This is a genomic window from Chryseosolibacter histidinae (assembly GCF_018598225.1).
Taxonomy (GTDB): Bacteria; Bacteroidota; Bacteroidia; order Cytophagales; family Cyclobacteriaceae; genus Chryseosolibacter; species Chryseosolibacter histidini.
The window spans coordinates 102,411-125,971 of record NZ_JAHESF010000009.1 but is presented as its reverse complement, the minus strand read 5'-3'; the positions used below and the strand labels follow the sequence as shown (position 1 = coordinate 125,971).

16 protein-coding genes and 1 tRNA gene are annotated in these 23,561 nt (G+C 50.6%); 8 read left to right on the top strand and 9 right to left on the bottom strand.

The features are described 5' to 3' along the window. Window position 1: 1 nt before the first annotated feature. The 5 genes from KK083_RS11300 (at window position 2) to hslV (ending at window position 7,666) form a co-directional block, all read left to right on the top strand. Window positions 2-835, top strand: coding sequence for a DUF4249 domain-containing protein (locus KK083_RS11300; protein WP_254163335.1), 834 nt, complete (start codon window positions 2-4; stop codon window positions 833-835). Window positions 836-898: 63 nt separating this feature from the next. Then, window positions 899-3,883: a hypothetical protein gene (locus KK083_RS11295; RefSeq protein ID WP_254163334.1), complete on the top strand. Its 2,985-nt coding sequence runs from the start codon at window positions 899-901 to the stop codon at window positions 3,881-3,883. Between the two features lie 142 nt (window positions 3,884-4,025). Beyond that, window positions 4,026-5,657, top strand: coding sequence for a pyruvate dehydrogenase complex dihydrolipoamide acetyltransferase (locus KK083_RS11290; RefSeq protein ID WP_254163333.1), 1,632 nt, complete (start codon window positions 4,026-4,028; stop codon window positions 5,655-5,657). Between the two features lie 174 nt (window positions 5,658-5,831). Then, window positions 5,832-7,061, top strand: a complete 1,230-nt coding sequence (locus KK083_RS11285) for an alginate lyase family protein (protein ID WP_254163332.1) — start codon at window positions 5,832-5,834, stop codon at window positions 7,059-7,061. A 68-nt stretch (window positions 7,062-7,129) separates the two neighbouring features. Continuing rightward, on the top strand, window positions 7,130-7,666 hold the full coding sequence (hslV, locus tag KK083_RS11280) for an ATP-dependent protease subunit HslV (RefSeq protein WP_254163331.1): 537 nt from the start codon (window positions 7,130-7,132) through the stop codon (window positions 7,664-7,666). 221 nt (window positions 7,667-7,887) lie between these two features. On the opposite strand, the gene KK083_RS11275 is transcribed toward hslV, so the two are convergent. From KK083_RS11275 to gap, 6 genes are all read right to left on the bottom strand, one after another. Then, window positions 7,888-9,033, bottom strand: coding sequence for an AI-2E family transporter (locus KK083_RS11275; RefSeq protein ID WP_254163330.1), 1,146 nt, complete (start codon window positions 9,031-9,033; stop codon window positions 7,888-7,890). A 125-nt stretch (window positions 9,034-9,158) separates the two neighbouring features. Then, complete coding sequence (locus KK083_RS11270) at window positions 9,159-10,346, bottom strand: aspartate aminotransferase family protein (RefSeq protein ID WP_254163329.1); 1,188 nt, start codon at window positions 10,344-10,346, stop codon at window positions 9,159-9,161. A 451-nt stretch (window positions 10,347-10,797) separates the two neighbouring features. Continuing rightward, complete coding sequence (locus tag KK083_RS11265) at window positions 10,798-11,277, bottom strand: nuclear transport factor 2 family protein (protein WP_254163328.1); 480 nt, start codon at window positions 11,275-11,277, stop codon at window positions 10,798-10,800. A gap of 142 nt (window positions 11,278-11,419) precedes the next feature. Next, on the bottom strand, window positions 11,420-11,854 hold the full coding sequence (locus KK083_RS11260; RefSeq protein ID WP_254163327.1) for a hypothetical protein: 435 nt from the start codon (window positions 11,852-11,854) through the stop codon (window positions 11,420-11,422). Window positions 11,855-12,055: 201 nt separating this feature from the next. After that, complete coding sequence (locus KK083_RS11255) at window positions 12,056-13,237, bottom strand: tetratricopeptide repeat protein (protein WP_254163326.1); 1,182 nt, start codon at window positions 13,235-13,237, stop codon at window positions 12,056-12,058. Between the two features lie 136 nt (window positions 13,238-13,373). Beyond that, window positions 13,374-14,372: a type I glyceraldehyde-3-phosphate dehydrogenase gene (gene gap / locus KK083_RS11250; RefSeq protein WP_254163325.1), complete on the bottom strand. Its 999-nt coding sequence runs from the start codon at window positions 14,370-14,372 to the stop codon at window positions 13,374-13,376. A 181-nt stretch (window positions 14,373-14,553) separates the two neighbouring features. On the opposite strand from gap, the gene KK083_RS11245 reads away from it, so the two are divergent. Beyond that, window positions 14,554-14,628 (top strand) — tRNA-Glu (locus KK083_RS11245). Window positions 14,629-14,715: 87 nt separating this feature from the next. Here KK083_RS11245 and KK083_RS11240 read toward each other — a convergent pair. Genes KK083_RS11240 through KK083_RS11230 form a run of 3 tightly spaced genes read right to left on the bottom strand, consistent with a single transcriptional unit; the run spans window position 14,716 to window position 17,890 of the window. After that, window positions 14,716-15,972, bottom strand: a complete 1,257-nt coding sequence (locus tag KK083_RS11240; RefSeq protein WP_254163324.1) for a peroxiredoxin family protein — start codon at window positions 15,970-15,972, stop codon at window positions 14,716-14,718. A gap of 39 nt (window positions 15,973-16,011) precedes the next feature. Continuing rightward, the gene (locus KK083_RS11235; protein ID WP_254163323.1) at window positions 16,012-16,857 is read right to left on the bottom strand and encodes a formylglycine-generating enzyme family protein; all 846 of its coding nucleotides are present in this window, start codon (window positions 16,855-16,857) and stop codon (window positions 16,012-16,014) included. 28 nt (window positions 16,858-16,885) lie between these two features. Further along, on the bottom strand, window positions 16,886-17,890 hold the full coding sequence (locus tag KK083_RS11230) for a substrate-binding domain-containing protein (protein ID WP_254163322.1): 1,005 nt from the start codon (window positions 17,888-17,890) through the stop codon (window positions 16,886-16,888). Between the two features lie 915 nt (window positions 17,891-18,805). Between KK083_RS11230 and KK083_RS11225 the strand changes: the two genes are divergently transcribed. Together KK083_RS11225 and KK083_RS11220 are read left to right on the top strand one after the other, a co-directional pair. After that, the gene (locus tag KK083_RS11225; RefSeq protein WP_254163321.1) at window positions 18,806-21,931 is read left to right on the top strand and encodes a SusC/RagA family TonB-linked outer membrane protein; all 3,126 of its coding nucleotides are present in this window, start codon (window positions 18,806-18,808) and stop codon (window positions 21,929-21,931) included. 26 nt (window positions 21,932-21,957) lie between these two features. Continuing rightward, on the top strand, window positions 21,958-23,547 hold the full coding sequence (locus tag KK083_RS11220; RefSeq protein ID WP_254163320.1) for a RagB/SusD family nutrient uptake outer membrane protein: 1,590 nt from the start codon (window positions 21,958-21,960) through the stop codon (window positions 23,545-23,547). Window positions 23,548-23,561 lie beyond the last annotated feature (14 nt).

The window sequence follows — 23,561 nt, the reverse complement described above, 5'->3', positions numbered from 1 at the left end:
CATGAGATATTTCATCATCACTATATTCGCTGCTTTGACCCTGATGGGATGTGACGAACCCATCCAGCTGGACATCGACCAGACCCCGGAGCACATCGTCATCGAAGGACTGGTCACCGACATTCCCGGACGCCAGAGTGTGAAGATCACCCGTTCCGTAGGCTTCTACGACAAAGGTAAGACCCCCCGCATCACCGATGCCCTGGTTACTGTGAAAGATGACCTTGGAGAGGTTGTTACCTTTGTGCACAATCCGCGCAACCACGCAGACTCGGCGGGCATCTACATTCCACAAAGTAAATTCACCGGAAAGGTAGGAAGAACCTATACCCTTACCGTGGATGCTGACGGACAACGTTACGAGGCAACAGACCTGCTGGCCAGCGTCATTGTTATGGATTCGCTCAAGTATCAGATCGACGAGGACCAGGAAGAAGATCCCGAAGACGAAGGCAAGATCTATGAGCTGCTCATGTTTGCCAAGGAGCCTCAGAATCAGCTGAACTGGTACCTGTTCAAATTTTACAGGAACGACTCACTGACCTACTTCAACGATACTGATATCTACTATACAGACGATGAGTTCCTGGCGGAGAATATCAGCGGCGCCGAATCGCCTGTCTATTATGGTAAGAACGACGTAGCCAAAGTGGAGGTGTACAGCCTGAGCCGGGTGGGATATGTTTTTTATAACGATCTGTCAACCTTGCTGAACAATGATGGGGGAGGTATGTTCGGACCGTTGCCGTCCTCGCCGCGTACCAACCTGAGCAACGGTGCCCTGGGCTTTTTCCAGGTGAGCTCCGTGAACACCAGCACGATCAAGATCGAATAGTTTTCTTCAAAGCGTTTGCTTTTCACAGAAGGGAGTTGAATATTCACCTGGTAAACCTGCCGGATGAAGAAACTGCTCCCTTTTGTCTTTTTGTTGCTGACGGGCCACGCGCATTTTGGTCAGACCATTCTTGAGAACAATCCGCCATCGCTGAAATGGCGACAGATCAACACTCCCAACTTCAGGGTTCTCTTTCCCAAGGGATTTGAAGACCAGGGGCAGCGGGTGGCGAATACGCTGGAGCATATCCACGCCGAAGAAGCCAGGTCCATGGGGGCTACGCCGAGAAAGATCTCGGTCATCTTACAAAATCAGTCCTCCATTTCGAACGGATTTGTTTCTGTGCTTCCCCGCAGGTCGGAGTTCTATGCCATGCCTCCGCAGGATTACAATTTCATCGGTAACAATGACTGGCTCGATATGCTCATGTCGCACGAGTACCGCCACATTGTTCAGTACCAGCATGCCAAACGTGGATTCAACCGCCTCTTTTATTATCTCTTCGGGGCCACCACTTTTGCAGGAATGGCACAGGCTGCGGCGCCGCCCTGGTTCTGGGAAGGAGATGCCGTGGCTACTGAAACAGCCTTTACGCCAACCGGACGTGGTAAAATACCCTACTTCGGCCTCGTGTTCAAAACCAACCTGCTTGAGGGAAGGGAGTTCAATTATCACAAGCAGGCCCTGCGGTCATACAAGCACAACATTCCCAACGAATATGTGCTGGGTTATTACATGATCAGCTATCTCAGAAAACGCACCAACGATCCCGAGATCTGGGAGAAGATCACGAAGCGTTCATGGAGTGTTCCTTTTATTCCGTTTGCTTTTTCGAATGCCATCAAAAAGGAGTCAGGTCTTTATGTTACAGAATTGTACAGGGAAATGGCCAACGACTTTCAGCAGGAGTGGCAAAAGCAGCAGGCCAGTCTTACACTCACCCCGTTCGAACGGGTGAATCCGCGCAACAGCAGCGCTTACACCGATTACCTGTATCCCCAGGTGCTGGAAGACGGAAGTGTGCTGGCCATGAAGCAGGGCATTGGCGACATCGAGCAGTTTGTGCTGCTGAAAGATGGGAAGGAGAAACACGTCTTTACACCGGGCTTCGTCAACGATGCGGGTATGCTTTCATCGGTGGGGCAGAAGATCGTATGGAATGAATATGGGTTCAGTCCGCGGTGGGCCGTGAAAAATTATTCGCTGGTGAAAACGTACGACCGTGATACGAAGCAACGCAAAGTGATCGGCTCCCGGCACGAGCGGTATGCCAGCGCATCACTTTCGCCCGATGCCAGCAAGATCGTGACCATACGCACCAACACACAGTATCAGACACAAATGGTGGTGCTCGACGCATCAACCGGTAGCATCCTGAAAGAATTTCCGAACGCAGAGAACCATTTCTTTTCCATGCCCCGCTGGTCAGATGACGGAAAGGTGATTGCTGTATTGGAAAATAAACCGCTGGGAAAAGTCATCACCTTGTTCGATTACAGTGCTGGATCAGTGCTTCAAGGATTCGTGGTGCCGCAGCAGGAAAATGTCGGTCACCCTGTGTTGGTGGGTGATTATGTGTTATTCAATTCACCGGTGAGCGGCATCGACAACATCTATGCCATACAGCGCTCCACCGGGCAAAGATACCAGGTCACCAGCAGCAAATATGGCGCTTACAATCCTTCTTTGTCGAAGGATGGGAAAACGATCTTTTATAACGACCAGACCCGAGATGGCCTTGACGTGGTGAAGGCGCCGTTCGATCCTGCAACGTGGAGGCCTTATAAGAAAGAAGGCAGCCCTGTTGAATTCTACAGTCACCTCGTTGAGCAGGAGGGCGACCCGGGCTTGTTCCGGAACGTGCCGCAGCAAACGCTTCCTGTGACTAAGTATTCGAAGCTGCGTGGATTGATCAACCCGTACACCTGGGGCGTGAATGTGGAGACGGATCTCACGGAGGCAACCGTGGGCATTGTATCGCGCGACATCCTGAGCACGCTATCGCTCAGCGCGGGTTATGCTTTCGACATCAACGAAAGAACAGGCGCATGGCGTGCCCAGGCGAGCTATCAGGGATGGCTGCCGATCATAGACGTTACGGCTTCCATTGCAGACCGGTCTGTGGATGAAGGCAGAATTACCTACGGCAAAGTTGTGAGTGGCGATACCGTGGCCGTCACTGACAACCTCACTTTTGACTGGAACGAACAGACCATCGAAGCGGGGTTGCGCATACCGTTGAACCTCACCAACTCGCGCTTCAGCACCAATCTCACGTTTGGAAATCATGTGGGCTATACCTCCGTTACAGATTTTACCAACAGCATCGATGGTGGTGGCAGGATCATTACCTCGCGATTGCCCCAGTTTTTTTTCCGCGATTATATCGACCATGGAAGCCTGTTCTACAACCACTTCAGCTTTGCCGGATACCGGTTGCAGAAGCTGAGCCGGCGCGACATTAATGCGCGATGGGGACAGCGGGTGTTCATCGATGCCTACAATACTGCCACTACCCTGGACGTGCCTGGCATGGGCCGCAGGAGGTTTGGTGATTACACAGGCAAACAGTTCTCGTTCTACGGATTACTTTATTTCCCCGGTCTCGTGAAGCATCATTCGCTTTGGGGCTACTGGGCTTTCCAGTCCACCGAGCTTACACGGGCGAATGCAAAAACAGGGGAAGGGCTTGACAGCTACATGTTCCGCAACCAAATCCCCCTGCCGAGAGGCCAGTCTGTGTCGCGGTTCGAGGAGTTCTATTCCATGTCGGCCAACTACACCTTGCCTGTCTGGTATCCTGACATTGCCATCGGCCCCCTGGTGAACATCCAACGCCTTCGGGCAAACCTGTTTTTCGACTATGGTTTTGGTCAGAGTCCAACGTACCGGACCAGTCAAACCTATACGTCAACCGGTATCGAGGCCAAGCTCGACATCAACATCCTGCGGTTTTTACCCCAGTTCGACATTGGGGTACGGTACGCTCAGGGGCTTTCCCCGTCTGTTTCAAAGTTCGAGGTGCTGGTAGGAACCTTTAATTTCTAGATCGGTTTACCATTAAAATTTGCTTGAAAATCGCGTTTTATACCCTATTTTTGGAGGCTTAAAACAGGACGGAAATCGACCCTGAGGGGTTGGAAACGGCCTGGAAGCTGTTTTTTTGATCTAAATTCATTACAAAGTAACAATGGCAGAAATCGTACGCATGCCGAAAATGAGCGATACCATGACCGAAGGGGTGATCGCCAAATGGCACAAGAAGGTAGGTGATACTGTGAAGTCCGGGGAGTTAATGGCTGAAATCGAGACCGATAAGGCTACGATGGACTATGAGTCTTTCAACGAAGGCACGGTACTATATTTAGGTGCTCAGGAAGGGCAGGCGGTAAAGATCAATGATGTTCTTGCCATTGTAGGTAAAAAAGGAGAAGACTATTCAAGCCTGCTTTCCGGTGCGGGTAACGCGGCGGCTTCAGGCGGAAAAGCAGAGGCCCCACAAGCGGCCTCGGGACCTGTTGCTACAGCGGTGGCGGCACCCGCAGCGCCAGCCATCGATACTTCAGGCATCAAAGCTGAGATCGTGCTTATGCCCAAGATGAGCGATACCATGACCGAGGGTGTCATCGCCGCATGGCACAAGAAAGTTGGCGATCCTGTAAAATCAGGTGAGCTGCTGGCTGAGGTGGAGACCGATAAGGCCACCATGGAATATGAATCGTACAACACCGGCACATTGTTATATATCGGCGCTGAAGCTGGCAAGGCCGTTGCTGTCAATGGCGTGCTTGCCGTGATCGGCGAACAGGGTGCTGACTACCAGACGTTGCTGAAAGCACATCAGGCGAAAGGCTCGGGAGCACCTGCTGCAGGCGCACCTCAACAGCAAGCTTCGGCTCCGGCATCAACCGCGGCGCCGGTACAGGCTGAGCACGCTTCTAATGGAAGGATCAAGGCATCTCCGCTGGCTAAGAAGCTTGCGAAAGACAAAGGATACGACATCAATAAGATCCAGGGCAGCGGCGACCATGGCCGTGTTACCAAACGCGACGTTGAGAACTTCAAACCTTCTGCCGCACCTGCTCCAGGCAAGGCTGAGAAGACAGGAGCGCCGGTGTCATTGCCCAAAGTGGTAGGACAGGAGAGCTTCGAAGAAGTTCCTGTGTCGCAGATGCGCAAGACCATCGCCAAACGCCTGGCCGAAAGCAAGTTCAGCGCGCCGCACTTCTACCTCACCATGGAGATCAACATGGACAAGGCCGTGGAAGCACGCAAGAGCATCAACGAGATCAGCCCGGTGAAGATCTCCTTCAACGATATGGTGATCAAAGCTGCTGCTGCTGCTTTACGCCAGCACCCTGACGTGAACGTGTCGTGGCTGGGTGACAAGATGCGCAAGAACCATCACATCCACATCGGTGTAGCGGTCGCCGTAAAAGACGGCCTGCTGGTTCCCGTGATCCGTTTCGCTGATAACAAGTCATTGTCACACATCGCTGTAGAGGTAAAAGACCTCGCTCAGAAGGCACATGATAAGAAGCTGCAACCCGCAGACTGGGAAGGCAGCACCTTTACCATCTCCAACCTGGGGATGTTCGGCATCGAAGAATTTACGGCCATCATCAATCCTCCGGATGCCTGTATCCTGGCCGTGGGAGGCATCAAGGAAACACCGATCGTGAAGAACGGACAGATCGTTCCTGGAAATATTATGAAAGTTACCCTGTCGTGCGACCACCGCGCGGTGGATGGCGCGGTAGGATCGGCCTTCCTCAAAACGCTGAAAGGCCTGCTTGAAGATCCGGTAAGGATCCTCATTTAAGTTTATTTCCCGCAGATCCCGCGGATATACGCAGATCATTTCCCTGTTTGATCTGCGTTTTTTTTTGTGGAATCTGCAGGAAAATATTTTGGACGGTTTGTAAGCACTTCGAAATGCTAAGGGTTTTCCCCTCTTTATACGTCATTTACGCAGACTATCCGGAAAACATATCGCATGGCAATCCCCTTTATTTCTTTGAGACCATTGATGACGATTGTCATCCTGTTCCTGCTTGCTTCAACGGTACAATCGCAGCCTGCTCAGCCTAATACTTTTTTAATTGATCGCGCATTCCTGAAAAACAGCAAAGACCGGATCGCGAAAGGTGACGCTGAGCTGATCAAGGCGAAAACAGCACTGGTAAAGGCGGCGGACGAGGCTTGTAACAAAGGCCCGTATTCCGTGACAAACAAGGAGAAGCTCCCGCCCAGTGGCGACAAGCACGACTACATGAGCGTGGGGCCGTACTGGTGGCCTGATACCACCAAACCCGATGGATTGCCCTACATCCGCAGAGACGGGCAAACCAATCCCGAACGCCACAAGGTAAAAGATGCCGACGATGCCAAAGCCCTGGGCCATGACGTAAAGCTGCTGGGCATAGCGTTTTATTTCACGGGCGAGAAAAAATACGCGGCCCATGCTGCAAAGCTCTTAAGGGTGTGGTTCCTGGACGCCGCCACCAAAATGAATCCACATCTCAAATACGGCCAGGCCATTCCCGGCATTACGGAGGGACGCGGCATCGGCCTGATCGATACAAAATGTTTTGTGGATATCATTGATGGCGTTCAGCTGATCGAGGGTTCGGCAGCGTGGCCCGAGTCCGATCACAAAGCCCTTCAGCAATGGTTCAGCGACTTTCTGCAGTGGGCCCAGAGCAGCGACCTCGGCAAAGACGAAGCTGACGAGCACAACAATCACGGCACTTACTACGATCTTCAGATGGCCACCATCGCCCTGTTCACCGGCAATGAGAAGCTCGCAAAAGACATACTGCAGAACCAGACATTGCCGCGCATCGAGAGCCAGCTTGCTGCCGATGGAAGTCAGCCGCATGAGCTTGCCCGCACCCGGTCTGCCAACTACTGCATGATGAACCTCAAAGGTTTCTTTGCGCTGGCCATCCTTGGCGACAGGGTAGGGGTTGACCTCTGGAACTACGAGACTCCCACCGGCAAAAGTCTGAAAGAAGCTTTTCTTTGGATGGTGCCTTACGCTTCGGGAGAAAAAAAATGGACACACGAGCAGATCGACGCTTTTGAATGGGATACCTTTCTGTCGCTGGTGAACCTGGCGGCGCTTCACTACAAAGACCTTGACCTGACGGCCTTGCAAAAGAAGCTGTCGGCGCAGGCCGGGCACCCGTATATTTCAGTTCTGAGCAATAGTGTATGGTATTAAAATATTATACATTGTGCAGCCGTCTGTAACCACAGACGGAGATTGTATACCTGCTTAAGAACTGCACAATGGAAAAGATACACGCAACAACCATCATCGCTGTGATGCACAATGGCCAGGTTGCCATCGGTGGCGACGGACAGGCCACCATGGGTAATTACGTTGCCAAGAGTAATGTGAAAAAGATCCGGAAGCTCTATGAGGGCAAAGTGCTGGCGGGGTTTGCGGGCTCCACCGCTGATGCCTTTACACTCATTGAACGGTTTGAGGAAAAGCTCAACAGCTACGGCGGTAACATGAAGCGCGCTGCCATCGAGCTGGCCAAAGACTGGCGTATGGACCGGTTCCTGAGAAGGCTCGAAGCCATGCTCATCACGGTGAGCAAAGACGAGCTGCTGGTGTTATCGGGCACTGGCGATGTGCTGGAGCCCGATCATCACGTGGCGGCTATTGGCTCTGGCGCCATGTACGCACAGTCTGCCGCCCTGGCGCTGAAGAAACATGCACCCCACCTGTCGGCCGAAGAGATCGTGCGGGAGAGCCTGAATATCGCGGCGGATATCTGCATTTATACCAATCACAATTTGGTAGTAGAGAAGCTCTGAAAAGTCCACGGTCGACAGTCGACGGTCCACGGCCGAGTTTTTTTTGATCAGTCATTCAGAACGGGGAATGTGAGCAGGCATGCGCGGAGTGAGGAATCCCATTGTGGCAAAGTGCTCACGGTAAGACAGATGTTCGAATAAATACGCAGTAACGTTCGGAGGATCCTTCGCTCGCACTCCCGATAGCTATCGAAATCGAAGCACTGGCTGTTAGCTTCACACTACTTGGCTGTGGACTGTGGACCCTGGTCTGTGGACTCAGCCTCCACTTCCTTCACAAACACCTCCCGCTTCAAGTCCTCGACAGGCGGGGTGTGCTCTGTTGGGTCTCGCTGCTTGTCTTCGGGATTGTCGTCGCCGAGCAGGATCACAAAAGGTTTCAGGCGGTGGGAGTAGGCGATCACGATCTTGAGCACGCCGATGGTAGGCACTGCCAAGATCATACCTGCGATGCCGAGGATCTTGCCGCCGATGAGCAGGGCGATGATGGCTGCCAGCGCGTTGATGCTGACCTTGGAGCCGGTGATGCGGGGTGTGATAAAGTTGCCTTCAAGGAATTGAACAACGGTGAAAACGATCACCACCCCAACAGCATACCAGGCGCTGTCTTTGGTGATGAGCGCCATGAGCACCGGAAGCAGGGCGCCGATAAAAATACCTACGTAGGGGATAATGGTGAGCACACCTGAAAGTATACCAAAGAAAATAGCATGGTCGATGCCCAGGCACAGCAGGCCGATGGTGTTCAGGGTAGCCACAATGAGCGTTACCAGCATCAGTCCTGAGATGTAACCCTGCATCACATTTTCGATATCTTTTTTCCAGGCCATCTCCTCTTGATTTGCCGGCAGCAGGCTGATGAAGAATTGCCTGAACTTCTCGCGGTAGATGAGCAGCAGGAAAAGATAGATCGGGATCTGGATGAAGGTTGATATCGTATTGGTGGTGGTCAGCAGGAAAGCGCCCACGTACCCGCTGACACTTTTCGCCAGGTCTTTGGCCATCTGGTTTTGCTCCGAAGGCTGGATGTTGAATTCTTTCAGGAGGCTGCTGGCCTGCTGGATGAACCTGTCGAACTTCGATTCGAGGTTGGGCAGGTCATTGGCCAGGTTGATGATCTGCTGTACCAGCAGCCACCCCAGCAATCCCAGCACCACCACGGTTCCCACCAGCGTAATGGTCACGGCCAGCGTAAGGTTCGTTCTCCGCTCGATGCGTTTGATGATGGGCAGCATGACGACCGAGAGAAAGGCAGCGAACGCCAGCGGGATCACAATATCGCGGCAAAGGATCACAGCCGTTATGGAGAGCGCGATCACCACCATCAGTTTGTAAATGTATCCGAGCCGGTCGAAAGGTTTTGTCATGTTTCGAAGTTATGGAATCAATTGACAGTTGACAAAGGGCAGTTGACAAAAAACAGTGCAAGCGTCGATAATATGGTTCTGTTCGAATTGATCCCCGGCATTGTCAATTGTTTATTTGTCAATTGTCAACTGGTTTTCTCAATCGCTCTCACAATCACCTCACACGACTCCCTGATCTGGTCATCTGTTATGGTGAGCGGAGGGGCGATGCGGAAGCTGTAGGGATGAGACAGGAACCAGTAACAGATCACACCACCGGCCTTGGCTTCGTTCACGATGGCCGAGACGCGGTCTGCTGTATCGAAGTCGACGGCGAACAACAAGCCTATCCTCCGGACCTCTTTGATGGACTCATGTTTGAGATAACGTTCAAACAATTGTCCTTTTCTTTCCACTTCGTCTACAAGGTGCTCATCGAGGATCACGTTCAGGGTTGCCAACGCCGAAGCACAGCATACCGGATTGCCGCCGAAGGTAGTGATGTGTCCGAGCATGGGCTCGTAGGTGAGTGTCTCCATCAATTTTTTATCCGCTATAAAAGCCCCGATGGGCAGGCCACCTCCGAAAGCCTTCGCCACCGTGAGAATGTCCGGCACAATGTCAAAGTGCTCGAAGGCAAACAGCTTCCCTGTTCTTCCCATCCCGCACTGGATCTCATCCAGGATAAGAATCGTGCCTGTGTCGCTGCATTTCTTTCGTACCGCCTGCAGGTATTGTTTGGAAGGGATGCGCACCCCTGCGTCGCCCTGGATGGTTTCCATGATCACGCAGGCGGTCTTTTCCGAGATCATGTGCAGGTCAGCCAGGTTGCCGAACTCCATGAACCTTACGCCAGGGAGCAGGGGCCGGAAAGCGGATTTCTTCACTTCGTTGCCCGATACGCTCAGGGAACCGTGGGTGCTGCCATGGTAAGACTTCCTGCAGGAGATGATCTCGCGGCGCCCGGTAACCCGTTTGGCGAGCTTCAGGGCCCCCTCGTTGGCTTCGGTGCCGGAGTTTACAAAATAGCTGCAGTTCAATGAAGGGGGAAGTACTTCCGCCAGCTTCTTCGCCAGCAGGTTGGATGCCGACTGGATGTATTCTCCGTACACCATCACGTGCAGGTGTTTGTCAAGCTGGTCTTTAATGGCCTGCACCACCCTCGGATGCCGGTGCCCGATAGCGCTTACACCGATGCCCGAGATCAGGTCCGTGTATCGTTTGCCATCAGGTGTATAAAGGTAAATGCCCTCGGCGCGTTCGATCGGGAGCAGGAAAGGAGCGGGCGAAGTTTGCGCAAGGTTGTTGAGGAAGATGTCTGTGCTGAAATCCATCCTGCAAAGGTAGGGACGAAATACGAGGTACGAAATACGAGGTACGTTTGCTGCGTACCGGTATTCCGTACTTCGTACCTCGTACTTTTTACTCGCGCCTTGAAAAACGAAAAACCCCGGTAGATGCCGGGGTTTCGAAACTAATTTAACCTTTAACTTATCCTAAAATTTTACAAAACATGATCACGAGCTCACGGAAATAGAAATGAGTATGCCGATGATAATGGTTAACAACAGCACAACGGCCTGCTTGATCCGACCAGAAATTCGCGCATTGGCAATTTCCTTAAAGTCCAGTCTATCCATCCTGGGCATACGTGTAGTGGTTACGGAAGTAAAGATCGCACACGCAGGGGGTTGGTTCCACCCAAATCATGGCAAAAACCTACATCGGTGTCTAAAACAAGGGTAATGGATGAATGCGGCGTCAACGGCATGGCTGCCGTAAAAATCATTTCTGCGGCTTGCTGAATTGGTCGACGAGTGTAATAAAATCCTTTATGATCTCGTTGGGTACAGTAACCGACAGGTGGTATTGCTCAATGGTCCAGCCGGAAGTGGTTTTTCGCAACACACCCGAACCCCGGCACACACCCATCCAGGTTGTTAAAAGCTCAGAAAACCATACATAACGGCCATCAGGGGAAACGTGGAGGTCGCGGTCATAAGGTTTAAAATCCCAGGCTTTGCCGGCATCGAAATACGGTTTGGCAAAAGTAATAAACCCGGCTTTTGTCCAACGCTCCTTTGCATCGGTGCCAATATAGATGCTGTTCTCTGCCATGCTTCCGAAAAACACTTTGCTGTTGGCAGTCGCCGCAGCCTGGTGCCATTGATCGATGCACGTGTTGAGCTCGGTATGCTGGGAAAATGCGTTGGAAGCGCTGCCTATGAACAGGATCAGCAGCAGGAAATATTGGCGTGTTTTCATAACGATGTTTCTTGGTCCACGGTCCACAGTCGACGATCCACGGCACGATGGCTGCGAAGTACGATTGACGAAGCACGAAGTCCGTTTTCTGATCGAAGACTACACCCTCCTGACTCCTTGCTCCTGGCTTCTGGCTCCTTCTTCAAGCTTCATGAAGCTTCATAAAGTCCATCACTTCCTGCTTCACATCGCGGGGCTTGCGTTGGTCGTAGGCCGCGGTGGCAATGGACTTGAACAGCTCGCTGACCACCGATGCCCTGAAGCCGAGTTTTTCGGCGTAGATCACGGCAACTTCCAGCTCCACATCTTCCACAACCTTGTCGAGGTAGATCATGTACACGAGGTGATAAATGTCTTCGAGCTTCTGCATTTTTTCTTCCGGATGCGAGAACTGAAGGTGAGAAATATCGATGTTGGCCTGTTTGAGGTCGTCAGGGTTAAGGCGCAACTGGAACCCCCATTTCAGGAGGCACCTCAGGTATCTGCTTTCGAGCTTCTCCTGTCCCAGAAAAAGTGCAAGGATATTGAGGTAGCTTTTTTTAACGGAATGCGCCTGCTCTTTGCTGAGGTCTGTCATGGTAAAACGTGTTTGGGCTCCTTGTTTAGCCTGAACATACGTATTCAGGAAAAGCTAAGTTAGATTATTTTTTGTGAGTATAAAGGTGTGATCAGGGCCATAAACTTACCTGCTGCCGGTTTTTTGGGTTTAAAGTTGAAGGTTTAAGGTTTAAAGTTGGAGTCTCTAACTTTAAACTTGAAACTTGAAACTTTAAACCTCTTATTTTCGACAGTACTTCTGCTTCATGGGGCCGGCCTGCACCATGCCGAGCTGCAGGGCGTGCGTCAGGTCATCACACACCTCGCGGTATGTTTTCAGCCTGATCCGGGCATCGGCGCGCATCAGGTAGGGCTCGCCTTCGAAGGGCCTTAAAAAAATAGCCCAGTTGCAGTCCGTCACCGCTTCCTTGTAGTTCTTCAGCCTGAGGTTGGTAACGGCGCGGGCGTGAAAAATGCTGTAATATACATCGGGTATGTCGGCAGGGTCTATCACCACCTCAAAAGCCTCGCCGTAGATCCGCGACAGCTTCTCCTTGAACTCTTTTTTGCCGAGTGTAAAATAGTACGCAGCTTCCTCCGGGTTGTCCAGTTTCTGAAGGTTGATCTGGCCGATCTGGTAGATCAGGTTGATATTTTCAGGTTGCTGTAGGTGCAGATGTTTCAAAGCCTGAAGCGACTCCTTGTAGTTGCCCAGGTAATACTGGCAGAGCGAAATGTTTTCCAACGTTTCGAAACGGACAGGATGCTCATGCTTTTTCAGCACCATGTAATGTGTGACGGCGGCGGAGAAATCATGCTGCTTGAACTCCACATCGGCCCGCTGGCGCAGGGCGGTAACGAGGCTGTCGCGGGCAAATCCGAAGCGATACTCGAGCGGGTCTTTCTCTTCCAGCACACTGATCATGGAGAAAGCATCGTCAAACCGGTCGGCGCCGAATAATCCATTCACCTGTTTCAGCAACTGGCTGTTGGTGTTCCATTTTTCGCGGTACTTGCGCTCCACATAATAATGCGCTGTGTGGATGATGCCGAAACAGAAGCCGGCAATGATGAGGAAAACGAGGAAAGCCAGGCCCTGGATCTTGAAATAATTCTTATCGATCCGGTAACGGTTCTCCTGCGACTGTTTCCATTGCTGATAACGGCGGCGTTTTACTTCCTGCCAGTAAGCGTCATCGTATTCTTCTTTTACCCAATAAAAGCGGGAGTCATAACGCAGTTTTTTCTCCGCATTGGAAAGTGTGTGATAAGCTTCGTTGATCAGTTTAAAGACCTCTTCTGCGTGCTTGTCGCCGGGATTGTGATCAGGGTGGTAGCGCATGGCCATGCGTTTATACGCTGCCTTGATCTGCGTCTGGCTGGCACTTTTATCGATTCCCAAGACCTCGTAGAAATCCTGCATGGACCTTATACCTTTATATGAAACGTTTTCGCGGCCGGAATTGCTCCTTGCTTAACGTAAAAAGGTCTAAATCTTTATGCCATAAAACGAAAAATGCCGCTGTACACGGCATTTTTCATAAAATATCGGTTGTTGATTACAATTTGGCCAGTTCCTGAACAAGGTCGATCAGCTTGTTGGAATAACCCCATTCGTTATCGTACCATGAAACCACTTTTACAAAGTTGTCATTCAGGGCGATACCTGCTTTGGCATCGAAGATAGAAGTGCGGGCGTCGCCGAGGAAATCCTGTGATACAACTTCGTCTTCAGTATAGCCGAGGATACCTTTCAGCTCGCCTTCAGAAGCTTCTTTCATCGCCTTTTTGATGTCTTCGTAGCTTGCCGCTTTTTGTAGCCTTACGGTAAGGTCGACTACCGATACGTCAGCCACGGGAACGCGGAACGACATACCTGTCAGTTTACCCTTCAGTTCGGGGATCACCAGCGCCACCGCTTTGGCTGCACCGGTTGAAGACGGGATAATGTTCTGGTATCCGCCACGGCCACCGCGCCAGTCTTTTGCTGAAGGACCGTCAACAGTTTTCTGTGTTGCCGTAACAGCGTGTACGGTGCTCATCAATCCTTCCACGATACCGAACTTATCGTTCAGCACCTTGGCCAGGGGAGCCAGGCAGTTGGTGGTACATGAAGCGTTGGATACGATGGTATGCTGCGCGGTCAGTTTTTTATGGTTAACGCCCATTACAAACGTTGGCGTATCGTCTTTGGCAGGAGCGGAGAGTACCACTTTTTTAGCACCGGCGGCAATATGCTTCTGGGCATCAGCCTGGGTGAGGAATAGGCCGGTTGATTCGATCACGATCTCGGCACTGACTTCAGACCATTTCAGGTTCGCGGGATCTTTTTCAGCTGTTACGCGGATCTTTTTTCCATTCACGATGAGATTCTTGTCTTTAACCTCAACGGTGCCATCAAATTTTCCATGGGTTGAATCGTATTTCAGCATGTAGGCCATGTAGTCGGGCTCTACAATGTCGTTGATGCCGACGATCTCGATATCTTTACGGTTTACGGCAGCTCTGAATGCCAGGCGGCCGATGCGGCCAAATCCATTGATTCCTATTTTAGTCATGGTTGTTATAAGTGTTTAATGATGAAGCTCCTGCCTTGATGACCATCGCGGCAGACAGGTGCCAAAAATAAAAGACCGGATGGCCAAAACCAATGAAATAACATCAGCTTTCAGAAAAAAATTACCGCACCGGTTTGCAAATCTGTTTCTCAGGTCTATATTTGCACCTCCTTTAGCAAACGGTCCGTTCGTCTAGGGGTTAGGACACCAGATTTTCATTCTGGTAACACGGGTTCGATTCCCGTACGGACTACCAATAACAGACAAGCCTGTAAAATTCCCCAACCGGAGTTTTTACAGGCTTGTCGCTTTATTACCCTGTTTTCAGGCTTATTGCCTCTCACTAAATCGAGCCAGCCTCATTCAGCAGGTTGGTGATCTCATCTGCAAATTCTTCTTTGAAGCTTTCATAATATTTTCCGGTGGCAGGGCCTGTGAAACCGGTGTGGATCTTTCTGACCTTTCCTTTTTTATCGATCAGGATGGTGGTTGGAAAGGAGAGAACAGCATTGAGTTGGGGAAGTTTTTCTGAAGCCACTTTTTTATCTGCCTTGCCCGCAAAGAGGATGTCATACTTTACGTCAAACCGGCTGATCAGTGTACCAAGCCGTTCCTTTGCAAAGGCGAGGTCATCTTTTCGCTCAAAGGCAAGACCAATGATCTCAACACCACGATCGCTGTTTTCTTTGTACCAGGAAGCAAGAAAGGCAGTTTCATCAATACAGTTCGGACACCAGCTTCCCAGGATCGTAACGATCACCACTTTGTCCCTGTATTTGCCGTCCGTCAGAGACACCGGTTTGCCGTTGAGGTCGGGGAATGTAAAGTTGAATTTCTGAACACTGTCTTTGAGGTACGTCAGCTTGTAAGCATCCGGTAGCTTTGCCGCACTGTTCCGTTTGCCCGTGAGCTTGCTGCGGCTGGTGAATCCGATCAGTTCTCCTTCAAAGTTATTTTCATCAATGAGCGTAGCCTTGATCAACCTTGGTGAAGACCCGCTGAACCCCGAAAGCAGTATTTGATTTTTGTCTACCTCTCCGGCAAGGTACCGGTAATCTCCGGTGATGGTCATGATCGTTCCGGTAAGCTGACCGTTGCGTTGCTCGAAGAGCCCCACCGTGTGATCAGCAGACGTATCGCTTTCGTTTGTGATCGCTACATCCCACGAACCGGACAGGTCAACGGATGTCTTATCTCCGGTGACTTCAAACCGATGGGTTTTGCCGTAACTGGCTTCGAAAGGAATAGCACGGGCCGGCGAATTATTCCTGCGATAGTAGCCCTTCAGGAATTGGCCATCTGAAAGACCAATGAGGTAACTGTCATACAGGTCGAGCGGTATCACAATGGAGTCTCTTTCTATGGTCACACCAGTGTACCTTGCATGCTCCGTTCCATTAATGAAATCGATGTTCAACGGACCGGATAGTTCCCTGGACACTTCAAACAAAAAGGGCACCTTTTCTTCGTGAAATAAAAATTCTCCCCGCCATACTCCTTCGCGAAGCAGGGTATCGCGCTTTTCTTTGCACCCCATCAGCAATGCAATGGTCAGGATGTAAATCAGGAACTTTCGTTTTTTTTGCACTTCCAATATCATAGGACTCCGTGTTTTTTTTAATTGCGCGTTTATAACAGTTCAATAATTTTTGGCACACCTGAAACCGGTATGCATCAACGATGATTCGGGTGTTGAAGACGATCTGCCCGTTACCACGAAGCCGTGACATACCATCGGGTCACAGAGGAACGAACCTCCCCGCGTTACTTTGCGCATAGCCGGGTCGATCTCTTTATCGCGGCCGGTGGGCTCGATGTCGTCTGCGCACCATTGCCAAACGTTGCCACCCATGTCGGTTAACCCGATCTTGTTTTCTCCAAAAGCACCAACAGGCGACGTGTACTCGTATCCGTCTTCCACGGTGTTATAAAAAGGAAAGCTTCCCTGCCACGTGTTGGCTTTATATTTTCCATTTACCACCAGGTCTTTTCCCCAGGAATATTGCTCGTTTGTTTGCACACCGTTTTTTGCGGCAAGCTCCCATTCCCATTGTGTAGGAAGTCGTTTGCCTTTCCATTTTGCATAGGCAGCCGCATCGTTCCACGACACCTGCGTTGCGGGATGATCAGGGCCTGCCTTCGGATGGTTACGCCCCAGTGGAAAACGGAAATCAGCGCCGTCAACCAGCGCCCATTGTTTGGTGACCTTGTCGAATACAGCGGCGTTCCCGAATTTTTCTGCCTCGGTACGATAGCCGGTTGCTATCACAAAGGTTTCGAAATCGGCTACGGTAACCAGGTTCCTGTCGATGAGAAAGTTTTTTACTTCCACTACCTTGTTTGCCTTGGTGATGGGATCAAGGGTGTGCAGCGTATTTCCCCGTACAGCAACCATTTCACTTTTCACAGAAGCCAGCTGATAGGAGAGCAGTGAGGCTCCTCCAAGGAGGATCGCGATAAGACTGACAATCGATTTCCGGTTCATATTGTTTCCGATTGATTTAACTATAATCTTATTTTCTTGTGTCATTTCTTTTTGGCTTGGCCACTTGTTCCTGCTTCCGTTGCTTCATTAATGCATCGACCCCTTCACACGCCTGGGTGGATGTTTTGAACACGCCGGCGATGATCTCCCTTTGCGTTGTGAGCAGTTTTTCATCGAGGTTCAAAAAACCGGAGTCATGATTGAAGCTTTGGCCGTTGGTTAAAACCCAACTTAAGAAAGTGCCTGCTGCGGTATTGGGTGTTGCTTTATTGAAGATCACGTTGACGTTTTCGGCTACAAACTTCCGGTGGTTCGTTTTTTCAACGAAAGCGATCACCTCATCCAGTGTGCTGTAGGCCTGTTCTTCTTTCTCAATGATCCCGTTCTCATTCAGGTCCAGGGGAATGACCGCAAGGCCCTCTGCAATTTTTCTGGAGGTCACATCATAAATGAACCCCAGGTTATTGAAGGAAATTCCGTTAACATCGTTCTTCACGGCTTTGGCAAGGTCCTGGTCGTCACCTTTCACGCCCACGCCCTGGATCGCTTTCGGATCGTTGCCGAAATGTCTTGCAAAAGTGATGGCAGCGCACGCAGGCCGTTCACGGGTATAGATCGTTATCGGAGATTGCGCAGCGCCAAAGGTTGCTGTATTGCTTGTTGAAAAGAACAGATTATCAAAATCGGATTGCTGAAAACCCCGGGCCTGCATTTCTTTTAAACCGGGATGGTTGCTGTTGGCAATGGGTAACTGAACATAACGTGTTACAGCAACGGATGCCTGGTGATCTTTCAGGTCGCCCTCCACAATGCTGTGGGCAGCGAAATTCAGGTCGATGCTGTCTGCCGGTGCATTCTGCGCAATGGTTACTTTAATGCCGGGATATTGCTTATTGAATTCCGCGATCCATTTCCGCACCAGCGGATACGTAAGCCGCGTACCCCGTACCTTAACCACACCGTTGCCGGAGGGTTGTGCCGATGCTGCGATCGTGATCAGCATCAGAAGACCGATAATGGTATATCTTTTCATGGTTGTAATGGTTAAATTCCTTCTTCAAAGGAGATCTTGATCATGATACCTCCCTTGCGGGATTGGAAGCGATGCATGATTCATTTCCTGATCGATCTGGTGATGGGCAGCGGATCCGTTTTTTTTCCGAGACAAGCACGACGCACTGCACTTTCAACAGCGAAAGCCTTTTCTACGGAGCAAACAATTGGATTTTTGAGAGGCAACCATTTGATACGCGCATGGAAAAGATTTTCCGGGATATCAATGGTGGAGATTAATATCTACTAAATCGATAGACAAATATAATGCAGGAACTCTAAACTCAATTTTTCCTGGCCGAAATTTTTTTTAAGGCGATGGATTTTATGGGCATCCAACCTGCCCACGACTCACATTAAAATGAACAAAGCCGACCTGCAGTTTTGTTTTAAACAAGTTAAACGGGAAGTCATCCGGAATTTTTTTTCAGGCGCCGGCGACGATTGAAAGTGCTCTTCCACAGCATTTTACATACGGCTCGAAAACTTTTTAGAACCGGAAGTTTGCAAGTGTGTCGAACAGGTATTTACATTTGTCTATCGAATAAGTAGACTTTAAGATCTCCCACCAGATTTTACTTATTCAATAGGTTCATTCCACCGGATTTCCACCATTGAGATTTAGGAGAGCGTAAGCTCAAAGAATTTCTGGCGTCCTGCCTCCACCACAGGTTACTCCATGTGCTCACGTAAGACCTGAGCGTTTAAGCGATCGATTCATCTATCACTGGATTTAAATTTTATGGCGCTAACGGTTGACCAACGATCTGTTCTCATGGCGAGTCAAGGCCTTCCCGAAAGCTGCCGGAGGCCGATGTAAGCGATGCATCGCCCGGTCGTGCGATGTGATTTTAATTCGAATAGAAGATCAAACTAAATTTTAAGGAGCCCACAAATGAAAAGAATTTTACTGATTGTCGTTTTTGCGACCATTATTCAACATGCGTATGCCCAGGAGGTTGTAAAGGGTGTGATCAAGGATGATTCGGGAGAGCCCTTGCCTGGCGCTACCATCCTGATCAAAGGCACCAATGTGTATGCCTCTTCCGATGTCAACGGGGAGTTCAGCATTCAGGCGCGAAAAGAATTGCCGTTCAGCGTTGTTGTCAGCCTGACCGGATTTAAAACCCAGGAGGTAGAGGTTTATGAGGTGACCGAAGAGACAATAGAAGTCTCTTTGAATGGCGACAACGTGCTCGATGAAGTTGTTGTGATCGGTTATGGCGAGCAAAAAAGAAAAGACATTACCGGTTCGGTTTCGTCAATACCTGCAGAGCTGAGATCGCAGCCCGTTGCTTCGGTGGAGCGGCTGCTTCAGGGCGCTGTGGCTGGCGCTATTGTAACCCAAACATCCGGACAACCCGGTGGCGGTGTTAGCGTGCAGATCAGGGGCAGTAACTCTATTACGGCCTCCAGCGACCCGTTATATGTGATCGATGGTTTCCCGATCAACAATGATTACGGCCTTGTGGATGCAGGTGTTACCAACGGCCCGAAGATCAATCCGCTTTCGTCGCTCAACTCAGCCGACATCGAATCGGTCGATGTGCTCAAAGATGCTTCGGCTACTGCCATTTACGGTTCGCGCGGAGCTAACGGTGTGATCCTGATCACAACCAAAAAAGGAACTTCGGAGGGATCTTCCATTCACTACGACGGATATTACGGCGTGCAGGAGGTGGTAAGAACCCTGCCATTGCTGACGGCGGGCGAATGGTGGCAGCTCAGAAAAGATGCCGCGTTCAACACCAGCGCAACAGCTGTCGCCAATTTAAAATCTGCCAACAAAGCTTATCTCGCGGCTGCGGAAGCCGGAGGTTATACCCTCGATACGCTGGGCACCGGAACAGACTGGCAGAAAGAAGCCTTCACGCAAGCTGCCATTCAAAGCCACAGCCTGTCGTTCTTGTCTGGAAACGAAAAAACCAAACTGGCTTTTTCGGGAAATTACTTCGACCAGGACGGCGTGATCAAGAACACCGGCTTCACCCGGTATTCCGGGAGATTCAATATCGACCATGAATTCAATGACAGGTTCAGGATCCTTTCTTATGTCAACGCCAGCAACATTGCTGCAAAAGTGGCCCCCGATGCGATCATCCCGAATTTACTTCAGTCGCCCGCGTCGCTTCCCGTATATAACAACGATGGAACGTTCCTGGTGATCTCCGGCCTTGATCAGGCGCTGGCCAATCCGATCAACTCGCTGTACAACCAGATCAACGAAACCCGCACAAGCCGGTTGCTGGCAAACATCTCCGGAGAGTATAAGATCAACGAGCACCTCAGCGCAAAGGTGTTGTTCGGAACAGATGTGGTGATCAACAAACAAAACCGTTACCTGCCCAACTCGACGCAGGAAGGCCTGGCTTCAAAAGGAACGGCTACGGTTGGAAGCATCAATACTTTCAACTGGCTCAACGAAAACACCATCAACTATTCCAATACTTTCAACCAGATCCATGTTGTGAATGCTGTTGCCGGCTTCACCGCACAACGCTCTACAACGGAGAGTGTGGTGGCAACGGCCAGTAATTTTTCGTCCGATTTTTTTGACTATAACAACCTGGGCACCGCCGTCACACCGGGTTCTCCGTCTTCTTCCTACAGCCAATGGTCTTTGGCCTCATGGCTTGCCCGGGTTAACTACAGTTTGAAAGACAAATATTTGCTCACGCTCACGATCCGTTCGGATGGCTCTTCACGTTTCGGCACGCAAAACAAGTGGGGTTATTTCCCTTCGGCGGCAGTGGGCTGGAATGTGCACGAAGAAGATTTCCTGAAAAGTGTACAGCCCGTTACATTCCTCAAGCTCCGGGCAAGTGTAGGCATCACCGGCAATCAATCCATTCCTCCGTATTCTTCACTATCACAGCTGAGCTACTTCCGGTACAACTTCAACAATCAAACCGTGTCAGGATACGCTCCCACAAACGTGGCCAACCCTGATCTTGGCTGGGAAAAGACTGTACAGGTCGACATTGGCGCCGACATCGGCGTGCTCGATAACCGTGTGAACATTGTGGTTGATTACTACTACAAGAAGACCACCGACCTTTTATTGAATGCTATCGTACCCGGAACTTCAGGCCTGGCGGTGGGGGGTAACGTAAACTCCGGTCAGCAGGCGGCGGTGTACCAGAACCTCGGTGCCGTTGCTAACCGGGGACTTGAAGTAAGCTTCAACACACAGAATGCAGTAGGCGCATTCAGATGGAATACGATCCTGGTCTTTTCCACCAATCACAACGAGGTGCTGGATCTGGGCAACGGTGTAACGCGAATTGTTCCCAATACCAACGCGCCTTCCGTGATTGAAGTGGGCAAGCCATTGGGCTCATTCATTGTATATAAAACCGATGGATTGATACAGCCGGGAGAAGAAGGCCCGAATGCCCTGACACCACAGGCCTTCAAAGGTGTTGGTGCTCAGAAATATAAAGACATCCTCGTCGATGGCGTGATTACGCAGGCGGGAGACCGCGTGGTGATCGCCAATGAACCTGGTGTCAATGTAGGCCTGACCAACACATTCGCCTACAAAGGTTTTGACCTTGCTGTGTTCTTCCAGGCTTCCATCGGCGGCAAGTTATACAATCAAAACCGCGCGCAGCTCGAGCTGAACAACGGAGCGGGTAATGGCGCCAAGGCTGCAGCGGATGCATACCGGGTGCCCGGCACGCGTGGAGCGGATGACCCCGGAAATACAAATACCGATGTGAAAGCTGCATACCAGGACCCGGCAATTACCCTGGCTGACCGGTTCATAGAAGATGCCTCTTACCTGCGATTGAAAAATGTTTCTTTAGGATACACCATTCCGCAAACGCTGACTTCCAAGCTCGGCATCAAGTCGCTCAGGTTCTATGTGTCTGCTCAGAATTACTGGACTCTTACAGATTATACCGGCTACGATCCGGAGGCGAGCCGGAACGGGCAGGAGCTGATCAGCCGCGGTGTGGACAACGGTGTTTACCCGAACAATAAATCCATTCAGGGCGGTGTTCAATTGTCATTCTAACTGGTAAAATCTTAACACACGGAATCATGAAAAATTTCAGATACATTTTGTTCGCCATCCTTTCATCGGTGGCTGTTTCATGCAGCGATTTCCTGGCAGAAGAACCGAAGTCGGCCATTTCAGAAGACCAATATTATAAAACACCAGCCGATGCGTTGACGGCTGTGAATGCCACCTACTTTTTCTACAATGCAGGCGGCTCAACCGGATCAGGACAATCTCCTTACAATTCACTGCTTCAGGTGGGGATGGAGTTTGCTACGGACGAACAATACCCGGGCCCTGGTGCGACCAACGCTGATGTGAGGTCGCTGTCAGTACACAATCACTCTTCTACCAACCGTACCTTTTATGAGAACTGGCAGCAGCACTACGCGGGTGTCAGGAAGGCGAATGTAGCGATCGACAAAATTCCGGGTATTGACTTTGGAAGTAACACGGCGCTTAAAAACCGATACATAGGCGAAGCAAAATTCAACAGGGCTTTTATTTATTTTAACATCGTGAGGTTGTGGGGCGATGTTCCGCTGATCACAAAAAATCAAAACTATGTTAAAGCTACTGATTATTACATCGCGAAATCTTCAACGGCAGAAGTCTACGCGCAGATAGAACAGGATCTGACCGAAGCCGCGGCTGTTTTGCCTGCTTCGTATGCGGGCGGCGACATCGGAAGAGCAACGGCCGGGGCGGCCAAAGCCCTTCTTGCCAAAGTATACCTGACCAAGGCCTCGTTTCCTTTGAGGATCACCTCACACTACCAGGATGCCGTGAACAAGGCAGAGGAGGTATTATCACATGCCGATGGTGGTACCGGATCCTACAACTACAATCTCCGCGCTGATTATGCTCACGTGTTTTTACCTGCTTACAAGAATAACGAGGAGCACATTTTTTCGGCGCAGTTCCTTACGGGATTTCAGTCACAGGGCCGGAATGATTTTCCACGCACACTTCCCCGGTTCCCTTCAAGCTTTGGTGTGATAGGAACCTATGCCGACCAGGTGAATTTTTATACGAAGGGCACGGATAAGTCATTCAGCACTTACAAACTTTATCAGCCTAACGACAAAAGAAAAAAAGTCACCTTTGCGACACTTTTTGTGAACCCAAGAACAGGAGCGAAGTTCGGAACACCCCTTGCGAACCCCGCTTACCCGGGAGACTCCATTCCATACATCAATAAGTGTTTTGACCCAACGGCCTTCGTAGCGGTTCCGTCAGAGGCGGCAACCAATGTAACGCTGCTTCGCTACGCAGAGCTGTTGCTAATCCACGCAGAAGCTGAGAACGAAGCCAATGGTCCTACAGCGAAAGCTTATAAGTCCATCAACAGGGTGCGAAGCAGGGCCGGGCTTCCGGATCTCACACCGGGACTCTCACAAGATCAGTTTCGGGAAGCAGTTTACCTCGAACGACAGCTCGAGCTGTTCTATGAGTATCAGCGCTGGTTCGATCTCATCAGGCAACGTGACGCAGCCGGAAATCCTTCGTTCGTTCAGAAGCTTCATGCTGCCGGCAAGATCAACGCGGTGGACAGGAACCGGTGGTTTCCGATACCCCAGATCGAATTGGATAACAACCTGCTGCTCGAGCAGAACGATCTGTGGAAGTGAAAAATAGAATTACC